Raw genomic sequence first — 7923 nt, forward strand, 5'->3', positions numbered from 1 at the left:
CGCGTCCCGCTGCGGACGCTGTTCGCGCTGCCGTCCGCGCGGACGGCCCTGCCGGTGATGGTGGCGGCGCAGGTCGTCATGTTCGGCGTGATGACCGCCGCGCCGGTCGACATGCACATGCACGGGGACGGACTCGCCGCTGTCGGGGAGACCCTCGCCGCTCACACGCTCGGCATGTTCGCGCTGTCGCCGATCACCGGACGCGCGGTGGACCGCTTCGGGGGATGGCTCGTCACGCGCGCGGGACTGGTCGTCCTGGTGGTCTCGACCGGGCTCGCGGGCGTTTTCCCGGACGCGCGGATGCTGACGCTGTTCCTGCTCGGATACGGCTGGAACCTGTGCTTCGTCGGTGGCAGCGCCCTCCTCGCCGTGGGCCTGCCTCCGGCGGAGAGTGCTCGCCTGGAGGGCGCGGTGGACGCGACCGTCTGGTCGCTCGCGGCGGTCGCCTCGCTGCTTTCCACGATCGTCCTCGCGCACGCGGGCGCGAGTGCGCTGGCCTTCGGTGCGAGCGTGCTGGCGCTGCTGGTTCTGGCCGGTCAGCAGGCGGTACGGAGACCCGCGAGCGTGGCGAGCCGCTGATGGGAGTCCAGGCGCGCGGCACGGTCGTAGGTGCTGGTGTGGACGAGGAACTCGTCCGCGCGCGTGCGCGTGAGGAGCCGGTTCAGTTCGTCCGCGACCTCCTCCTCGGTGCCGTGGACATGGCCGCGCATGGAGTCGTCAAAGATGCGGCGCTGCCGGTCGGTCATGGTCAGCGCCTCGACGCGTGAGGCGGGGATGAGGGGCGGGAACTCGCCGTGCGTCCGGGAGTAGGCGTTGGCCCACGCCTCCGGGATCAGCATGCGGCGGGCCTCTTCCGTGGTGTCGGCTATGGCGACCGTCCCGGAGACGATGACGTACGGCTCGTCCTCCTGCGCGGACGGGCGGAACGCCTCCCGGTACCGGTCGATCGCGGCGACCATGGCGTCCTCGCCTCGCGCGGGCGCGATGACGAGCGGCAGCCCGAGCTGGGCCGCCAGCTCGGCGCCCTTGCCGGTGGCCAGGACGAACGCGGGCACACGCGTCCCTTCGGCCGGCCACGCGTGCACACCCGGATGGACGTCCTGCTCGCCGGTGAAGTAGCCGAGGAGCTCGTGCACCTGCGCGGCGAAGTCGGCGGCGTCCTCGCGGTCGTGCCCGAGCGCGCGCCGGACGCCGCCGGTGAACCCGACGGAACGTCCGAGGCCCATGTCGACGCGGTCCGGGTAGAGCGAGGCGAGCACGCCGAACTGCTCGGCGACGACGAGCGGGCGGTGGTTGGGCAGCATCACCCCGCCCGTCCCGACGCGCACGCGCGAGGTCGCCGCCGCGACCGCCGCCGCCAGGACGGTCGGCGCGGACCCGGCCACCCCGGGGACGCTGTGGTGCTCGGCCACCCAGAACCGGTGGAAGCCCAGCTCCTCGACCTGCCGGGCGAACGCGACGGTGTCCCGGAGCGCCCTCGACGGCTCCTCGCCGTCCCGGGTGCGGGAGCGGTCCAGGACCGACCAGCGGATGCTTCGCAGTGGATCACTCACCTCCAGGACAACGCGCGGCGCGCCGGGACATTCCTGTATTTGACTTAGAGGTACAGAACTGGTTGGGTCGACGATGTGGGCAGACCGAAGCAGTTCGATCCGGACGTCGCCGTCGAGCAGGCGGTGGACGTCTTCTGGCGCAAGGGCTACGGCGCGACGACGCCGCAGGATCTCGTCGTCGCGCTCGGCATCGGCAAGGGCAGCCTGTATCACGCGTTCGGCAGCAAGCACGCGCTGTTCGAGAGGGCGCTGGAGCGCTACCGCGACGACCAGGCGGCCGGGCTGATCGAGCTGCTGCAGCGTCCCGTCCCGGTGCGGGAACGGCTGCGGACGGCCCTGGAGTTCCTCGTCGAGGCGAACGTCCGCGACCCGCGCGGCTGCATGGTGGTGAACACCGCGACCGAGCTGGGCGGCGGCGCCGACCCCGAGGTGGGGGCGGTGGTCCGCAGCCAGTTCGGGCGCACCGCGGCCGCCTTCCAGGGGGCCGTGGAGGAGGGGCAGCGCTCGGGGGAGATCGACCCCGGCCGCGATCCCGGCACGGTCGCCAGCATGATCCTCAGCACGCTGCTGGGGTTGCAGGTCCTCGCCAGGTCGGGCGAGGGAAGGGAACGGCTCGACCAGGTGGTCGAAGGTCTGCTCGACTCCCTGTAACACCACAAGGCCGGCGTCTCGCGCGTCGGCCTCTCTCACGGCCTTGTTCTGTACCTCCAGGTCAAGAAAGGTGTCCGTCATGGACCTCGCACTGTCCGGCAAGACCGCCGTCGTCACCGGAGCCAGCCGCGGCATCGGCCTCGCCACCGTCCGCGCCCTGATCGCCGAGGGCGTCACCGTCGCCGGAGCCGCCCGCACGGCCACCGCCGAGCTGAAGGAGACGGGCGCGATCCCGATCCAGGTCGACCTGTCCGCCGACGCGGGCGCGCGCGAGCTGGCCGACCGCGCCGCGGCCGAGCTCGGCGGGGTCGACCTGCTCGTCAACAACGTCGGCGGCGGCGACGCCGTCGAGGTGCGCGGCTTCGCCGAGGTGCCCGACGAGGAGTGGCAGGCCAACCTCGACATCACGCTGCTCAGCGCCGTCCGGGTGTCCCGCGCGATCCTGCCCGGCCTCGCGGAGCGGCGCGGCGCCGTCGTCAACGTCTCGTCCATCGGCGCGCGGCTGCCCGCCGCCGGGCCGGTCGCCTACAACGTCGCCAAGGCCGGCCTCACCGCGCTCGGCAAGGCCCTCGCCGAGGAGTACGGCCCGCGCGGCGTCCGGGTGAACACCGTCTCGCCCGGCCCCGTCCGCACCGCCATCTGGGAGGGGCCGGACAACTTCGGCGCCCGCCTCGCGGAGAGCTTCGGTGTCCCGCACGAGGAGTTCCTCACCCAGGTTCCGCAGGTCATGGGCATGACCACCGGCCGCCTCACCGAACCCGAGGAGGTCGCCGCCCTGATCACCTTCCTGCTGTCCGACGTCGCGTCCAGCATCACCGGCTCCGACCACCTCATCGACGGCGGCGTCGTCAAGACCGCCTGACCAGGCCGAGCCGGGCCGAGCCGGGCCGAGCCGGGCCGAGCCGAGCCGGGCCGGGCCGAGCCGGGCCGAGCCGGGCCGAGCCGAGCCGGGCCGAGCCGAGCCGGGCCGAGCCGGGCCGGGCCGCGCCGTCCCTTCCCGCCGCCCCCCTGGGCCTCCGACCCGTGCCGCCGCATCACACCGCCCCTCAGAGCGGAGGCTGGTGATGCGTGCGGACGCCGGGCGGGAGCAGGGGGAGACGGAGGGGAGGGGCGAAGGGGGAGAAACAGGGAGACGGCGGGGGAGAGACGGGGAGACGGAGGGAGACCGGGGAGGGGCGCGGTGTGCTCGTCCGGGTCACTCGGGGTTGGTGACGCGGGCGAGGACGACACCGCCGATGATCAGGGCCAGGGCGGCGAGCCGTCCGGCGCTGACCGGGTCCCGCTGGAAGGCGATGCCGAGCGCGATCGCGCCGACCGCGCCGATGCCGGTGAAGACCGCGTAGGCGGTCCCGACCGGCAGGCCGCGCATGGCCAGCGACAACAGGAAGATCGACGCCGCGCCGAGCAGGAAGCAGGCCAGCGTGGGCCACGGCCGGGTGAAGTTCTCGGTCGGCCGGATGCTCTGCGAGAACGCGATCTCCACCAACCCGGCCAGCCCGAGGAACAGCCAGTTCACGTCAGTAGTCCTTGGCGAGGGTGCGGGCGGTGTCGAGGGCGGCGGCGAGGGACTCGTCGTGCTTGGCGCGCAACGCGGACAGGGAGGGGTCGACGCGGGCGTTGACCAGTTCCGCGTGGACGAACGTGGTGTCGTCCACGCCGAAGTGGCCCTTGAAGAAGGCGCGCAGGAAGGGCTCCTGGTAGTCGAACGGCTGCTTGGGAGCGCCCGGGCCGTACGCGCCGCCACGCGCGGACGCCACGACGAACCGCCGCGGCGCGAGCGAGACGCGCGGGAACGTCACCTGGTCGAGCCATGCCTTGAGGGCGGAGGGGACCGAGTAGTTGTACATCGGCGTCGCGATGAGGATCACGTCGGCGGCGAGCAGTTCGTCCAGCAGCGGCTGGACGATCGCCCACGCCTCGCGCTGCGCGGGGGTGCGCACGCCCTCGTGCAGCCGCGCCGGGTCGGAGATCTGGTGCCGCAGCGCGTAGTCGCACAGCTCCGTCCACGCCTCGGTGATGTGCGGGACGGGGTCGGCCGCGAGGTCGCGCAGCACGTAGGGGTCGTCGGGGTGGGCCTCGCGCCAGGCGTCGGCGAAGACGTCGCCCACGCGGCGGCTGAACGAGTCGCGGCGGGCGCTGGCGGTGAGGTGCAGCAACGAGGGCACGGCAGGCTCCTTGAGTAAGTGGACGGTCTGTCCGCTTATGACTGTAGACGAGAAGTGGACGCCTTGTCCACTTCTGCTCGCGTGGGTTAGGGTCACGCCCATGAACCTGCTCCCCGACCAGCCGGAACGTCCCCGCGAACGCGCGGACGCCGCCCGCAACCGGGCGCGCGTTCTGGAGGCCGCCGCCGAACTGTTCGCGGCCCGCGACCCCCGCGCGGTGACCATGGACGACGTCGCCAAGGCCGCCGGAGTCGGACGCGGCACCCTCTACCGGCGCTTCCCGGACGTGGCGTCCATCGCCCGCGCCCTCCTCGACGAGCACGAACGCGCCCTCCAGGAGAAGCTCCTGCGCGGCGAACCGCCGCTCGGCCCCGGCGCGCCTCCCGCCGAGCGCCTGGCCGCCTTCTACGCCGCCATGGTCGAGCTCCTGGACGCCCACATCGCGCTCGTCCTCGGCGCCGAGACCGGCCCCCGCCGCTTCGAGGCCGGCGCCTACGGCTTCTGGCGAGCCCACGTCCGAGCCTTGGCCCTCGCCCACATGTCCGGGCAGAGCCCGCGCGACGGCCTTGGGGATGTGGACGTGCTGGCGGACGTCCTGCTGGCCCCGCTCGCGTCGGAACTGTACGAGCGCCTGCGCGCCGACGGCCGAACGCCCGACGAGATCACCGCGACGCTCACCACCCTGGCCTTCCGCGTTCTCGGCTAAGCGGTGTTGACCGCAGTGCGTCGGCGGGCCTGTGAGGAGTGCCGACGCGGGCGGTGGGTCAGAGGGTGGCGGGGCCGCCGGTGGTTCTCAGGGTTGCGAGGGTGGCGTCCAGGAAGGCGCGGGTGCGGGCGGTCTCGGCGGCGGTGCGCCAGACGAGGGCGACGTCGCTGGGCGGGGCGTCCTCGATCGGGACGTAGGAGACGGCGGCGTAGGCGTAGGCGCAGCAGACCGAGCGCGGCACCGGGGTGATGCCCTCGCCGGACGCGACCAGCGTCATCATCTCCTGCAGCGTCTCCACCGCCTGCTCGCGCCGGACGGCGTGGCCGGACGGGGTGACGGGCGGGATCTGGGCGTCCCACCAGTAGGACGGCGCGGGCCCGCGCGCCGCGAACGAGGTGTCGCGGGACAGGTCGTCCAGCCGCACCGACGAGCGGCCTGCGAACGGGTGGCCGGACGAGACGGCCAGCATCCGCGAGTCGGTCAGCACGACGGGGCCCACGGTCAGGTCGGGCTCGGCGACCGGGAGGCGGGTGAGGAGCAGGTCCACGGTGCCGTCGCGGAGGGCGCCGAAGGGGTCGCCGAGGTGGACCTCGCGCATCCGCACCTCGGTGCCCGGGTGCGCCGCGCGGAAGGCGGCGACGATGCGCGGGGTGAGTTCGCCCTGGGACGCGCCGAGGAAGCCGATCGTGAGGGTGCCCGCCACGCCCCGCGCCATGGCGGCCGCCTCGGCTTCGGCGCGCTCGACCGCCGCCCAGGCGGGGGCGAGGTCGTCGTGGAGCTGCTTGCCGACCGGGGTGGGGACGACGCGGCGGCTCGTCCGCTCGAAGAGGGGCGCGCCGATGCGGCGCTCCAGCTTCTTGAGGGTCTGCGACACGGCCGCCTGGGAGAGCCGCAGGCGTTCGGCGGTGCGGCCGAAGTGCAACTCGTCCGCGAGGGCCAGGAAGACCTCGATCTCCTGCCGCTCCATGCGCCCACCTCCGTCGATAAGCCCGCATGATAGATCGTTCGCGAGATCGGCGTTGTTCCCGGTCAGCGCCGGACCGAGGCTGGACGCATGACGAACACGATCACCGCGAACGCGACCTCGAAGACCCTCACCATCGGCGGCGACCTGACCGTCCGCCGGATCGGGCTCGGCACGATGCGCCTCGCCGACGGCCCCGGCCGTCCCGCCGATCCGGCCGCCGGGCCGATCTGGACTCCGCCCGCCGACCGGGCCGCCGCGCTCGCGCTGCTGCGCGAGGCCGTCGAGCTGGGCGTCCAGCTCATCGACACCGCCGACGCGTACGCGCTGGGCGGGGGAGAGGAGCTGGTCGGCGAGGCCCTGCACCCGTACCGCGAGGACGTCGTGGTCGCGACGAAGGTGGGGGTGGCGCGCCCGTCGGCGGCCGAGTGGGTGCCGCTCGGCCACCCCGCCTACCTGCGGCAGCAGGCGGAACTGAGCCTGCGGCGGCTGCGCACCGACCGGATCGACCTGCTCCAGTTGCACCGGGTCGACCCGTCCGTCCCGCTGGAGGACCAGGTCGGCGCGCTGAAGCAGCTCCAGGACGAGGGCAAGGTGCGGCACATCGGCCTGTCGGAGGTGACCGCCGAACAACTCGACGCGGCCCGCGCGGTCGCGCCGATCGCGGCCGTCCAGAACCTGTACAACCTCGCGGCCCGCGACCACGACCCGGTCGTGGACCACGCGGAGCGCCACGGCATCGCGTTCCTGCCGTTCTTCCCCGTCGCGATGGGCGCGCACGCGGCGCCCGGCGGGGCGGTCGCCGAGGTCGCGGCGGAGCTCGGCGCGACTCCGGCGCAGACCGCGCTGGCCTGGCTGCTGCGGCGGTCCCCGGCGCTGCTGCCGATCCCCGGCACGACCTCGCCGGCGCACGTCGCCGAGAACCTCGCCGCGCTCGACCTGGAGCTGACCGCCGACCAGGCCGCCCGGCTCGACGCCCTCGCGGGCTAGGAGGTGCCGAGGAGCGGGCCGATCAGTTCCAGCAGGCGGGACGGCTCGACCGCGTCGCCCAGGGCCTCGATCTCGCCGGGGGAGAGCCACGCCATCCCGAGGAAGGTGGCGTTCTCCTCCGGCGAGAAGGCGGTCGGACGGACGTCCGGGGTGCCGTCGAAGCGGGCCAGGAAGAACGGCTCGGTCTTGAGGTAGCGGGTGCCGAGCCACCGGAAGTCGCGTTCGACCGGCACCGCCGCGTCCCGGACGGACGACCCCGGCAGTCCGGTCTCCTCGTGCAGCTCGCGCCGGGCGGCCTCGATGTCGGACTCGCCGGGTTCCACGCCGCCGCCGGGCGGCTCCCAGAACCGGTGGTGGTCGCGGGGGTCCTGCCAGCGCATCAGCAGGATGCGGCCGGCGCCGTCCACGCAGATGATCCGCACGGCCGGACGCGCCGACCAGCCTTCAGGCCCTTCGCTCTCCATGCGACGCCCTCCTCGCGACTCCCGCCCAGCCCATGATGACGCCGGGGAAGCCCGGTGCGGGCCGTCGCGCCCGGAACCAGCCGCCGCGCGACGGGCTCGGCGGTCCGTCCCGATCTGCTCCGGTTGGCCCGGAACAGGGCCGCGACGTGGGGGAACTTCAGCGCCCGGAGGGCGGCGCGCGTAAGCTCGGAGGCTCATTCCGGACGTCCCACCGCGGCGAAAGTGAAGTCATGACCCAGCAAGATCAGCGCGAGTTCGTCCTCACGCTCTCCTGCCCGGACCGTCCGGGCATCGTGGCCGCCGTCTCGGGAGCGCTGGCCGAGCGCGGCTGCAACATCCTGGAGAGCCAGCAGTTCGGCGACCTCGACACCGCCACGTTCTTCATGCGCGTCCAGTTCAGCGCCCCGGCGGACGTGGACGCCGACGGGCT

The 7923-nt window shown here is 73.7% G+C and carries 11 protein-coding genes; 6 read left to right on the forward strand and 5 right to left on the reverse strand.

Annotated elements, in window-relative coordinates; translation table 11 throughout:
- Positions 1 to 579: MFS transporter (locus AB0J52_RS19165; RefSeq protein WP_500182942.1), on the forward strand; the 579-nt coding region annotated here is incomplete at its 5' end.
- Here the strand turns inward: AB0J52_RS19165 and AB0J52_RS19170 are convergent.
- Complete coding sequence (locus tag AB0J52_RS19170; RefSeq protein WP_500182943.1) at positions 537 to 1553, reverse strand: LLM class flavin-dependent oxidoreductase; 1017 nt, start codon at positions 1551 to 1553, stop codon at positions 537 to 539. The genes AB0J52_RS19165 and AB0J52_RS19170 overlap by 43 nt on opposite strands.
- A 75-nt stretch (positions 1554 to 1628) precedes the next feature.
- On the opposite strand from AB0J52_RS19170, the gene AB0J52_RS19175 reads away from it, so the two are divergent.
- Together AB0J52_RS19175 and AB0J52_RS19180 are read left to right on the forward strand one after the other, a co-directional pair.
- The gene (locus AB0J52_RS19175; RefSeq protein WP_500182944.1) at positions 1629 to 2204 is read left to right on the forward strand and encodes a TetR/AcrR family transcriptional regulator; all 576 of its coding nucleotides are present in this window, start codon (positions 1629 to 1631) and stop codon (positions 2202 to 2204) included.
- Positions 2205 to 2283: 79 nt separating this feature from the next.
- Positions 2284 to 3066 carry an oxidoreductase gene (locus AB0J52_RS19180; protein WP_500182945.1) on the forward strand — a complete coding sequence of 261 codons (783 nt, stop codon included), beginning with the start codon at positions 2284 to 2286 and terminating at the stop codon, positions 3064 to 3066.
- 333 nt (positions 3067 to 3399) lie between these two features.
- Here AB0J52_RS19180 and AB0J52_RS19185 read toward each other — a convergent pair whose 3' ends face one another.
- Both AB0J52_RS19185 and AB0J52_RS19190 read right to left on the reverse strand, forming a co-directional pair.
- Positions 3400 to 3720, reverse strand: coding sequence for a DMT family transporter (locus tag AB0J52_RS19185; RefSeq protein WP_500182946.1), 321 nt, complete (start codon positions 3718 to 3720; stop codon positions 3400 to 3402).
- A gap of 1 nt (position 3721) precedes the next feature.
- Positions 3722 to 4369, reverse strand: a complete 648-nt coding sequence (locus AB0J52_RS19190) for an FMN-dependent NADH-azoreductase (RefSeq protein WP_500182947.1) — start codon at positions 4367 to 4369, stop codon at positions 3722 to 3724.
- Positions 4370 to 4469: 100 nt separating this feature from the next.
- On the opposite strand from AB0J52_RS19190, the gene AB0J52_RS19195 reads away from it, so the two are divergent.
- Entirely contained in the window at positions 4470 to 5075 is a 606-nt protein-coding gene (locus tag AB0J52_RS19195; protein ID WP_500182948.1) for a TetR/AcrR family transcriptional regulator, read from the forward strand.
- A 58-nt stretch (positions 5076 to 5133) separates the two neighbouring features.
- Here the strand turns inward: AB0J52_RS19195 and AB0J52_RS19200 are convergent, their stop codons facing one another.
- Positions 5134 to 6042: a LysR family transcriptional regulator gene (locus AB0J52_RS19200; RefSeq protein WP_500182949.1), complete on the reverse strand. Its 909-nt coding sequence runs from the start codon at positions 6040 to 6042 to the stop codon at positions 5134 to 5136.
- Between the two features lie 87 nt (positions 6043 to 6129).
- Between AB0J52_RS19200 and AB0J52_RS19205 the strand changes: the two genes are divergently transcribed.
- Positions 6130 to 7029 carry an aldo/keto reductase gene (locus AB0J52_RS19205; protein ID WP_500182950.1) on the forward strand — a complete coding sequence of 300 codons (900 nt, stop codon included), beginning with the start codon at positions 6130 to 6132 and terminating at the stop codon, positions 7027 to 7029.
- Here the strand turns inward: AB0J52_RS19205 and AB0J52_RS19210 are convergent.
- Entirely contained in the window at positions 7026 to 7493 is a 468-nt protein-coding gene (locus AB0J52_RS19210; protein WP_500182951.1) for an NUDIX hydrolase, read from the reverse strand. The genes AB0J52_RS19205 and AB0J52_RS19210 overlap by 4 nt on opposite strands.
- Positions 7494 to 7723: 230 nt before the next feature.
- Between AB0J52_RS19210 and AB0J52_RS19215 the strand changes: the two genes are divergently transcribed.
- Positions 7724 to 7923: ACT domain-containing protein (locus tag AB0J52_RS19215; protein WP_500182952.1), on the forward strand; the 200-nt coding region annotated here is incomplete at its 3' end.

Origin of the sequence: Spirillospora sp. NPDC049652, assembly GCF_040675125.1 — a bacterium.
Lineage (GTDB): Bacteria > Actinomycetota > Actinomycetes > Streptosporangiales > Streptosporangiaceae > Spirillospora.

What these genes read in the sequence shown, in the direction of transcription:
- AB0J52_RS19180 (WP_500182945.1), top strand. Translation starts at nt 2,284, where the DNA reads ATGGACCTCGCACTGTCCGGCAAGACCGCCGTCGTCACCGGAGCCAGC.
- AB0J52_RS19195 (WP_500182948.1), top strand. Translation starts at nt 4,470, where the DNA reads ATGAACCTGCTCCCCGACCAGCCGGAACGTCCCCGCGAACGCGCGGAC.
- AB0J52_RS19200 (WP_500182949.1), bottom strand. Translation starts at nt 6,042, where the DNA reads ATGGAGCGGCAGGAGATCGAGGTCTTCCTGGCCCTCGCGGACGAGTTG.
- AB0J52_RS19205 (WP_500182950.1), top strand. Translation starts at nt 6,130, where the DNA reads ATGACGAACACGATCACCGCGAACGCGACCTCGAAGACCCTCACCATC.
- AB0J52_RS19210 (WP_500182951.1), bottom strand. Translation starts at nt 7,493, where the DNA reads ATGGAGAGCGAAGGGCCTGAAGGCTGGTCGGCGCGTCCGGCCGTGCGG.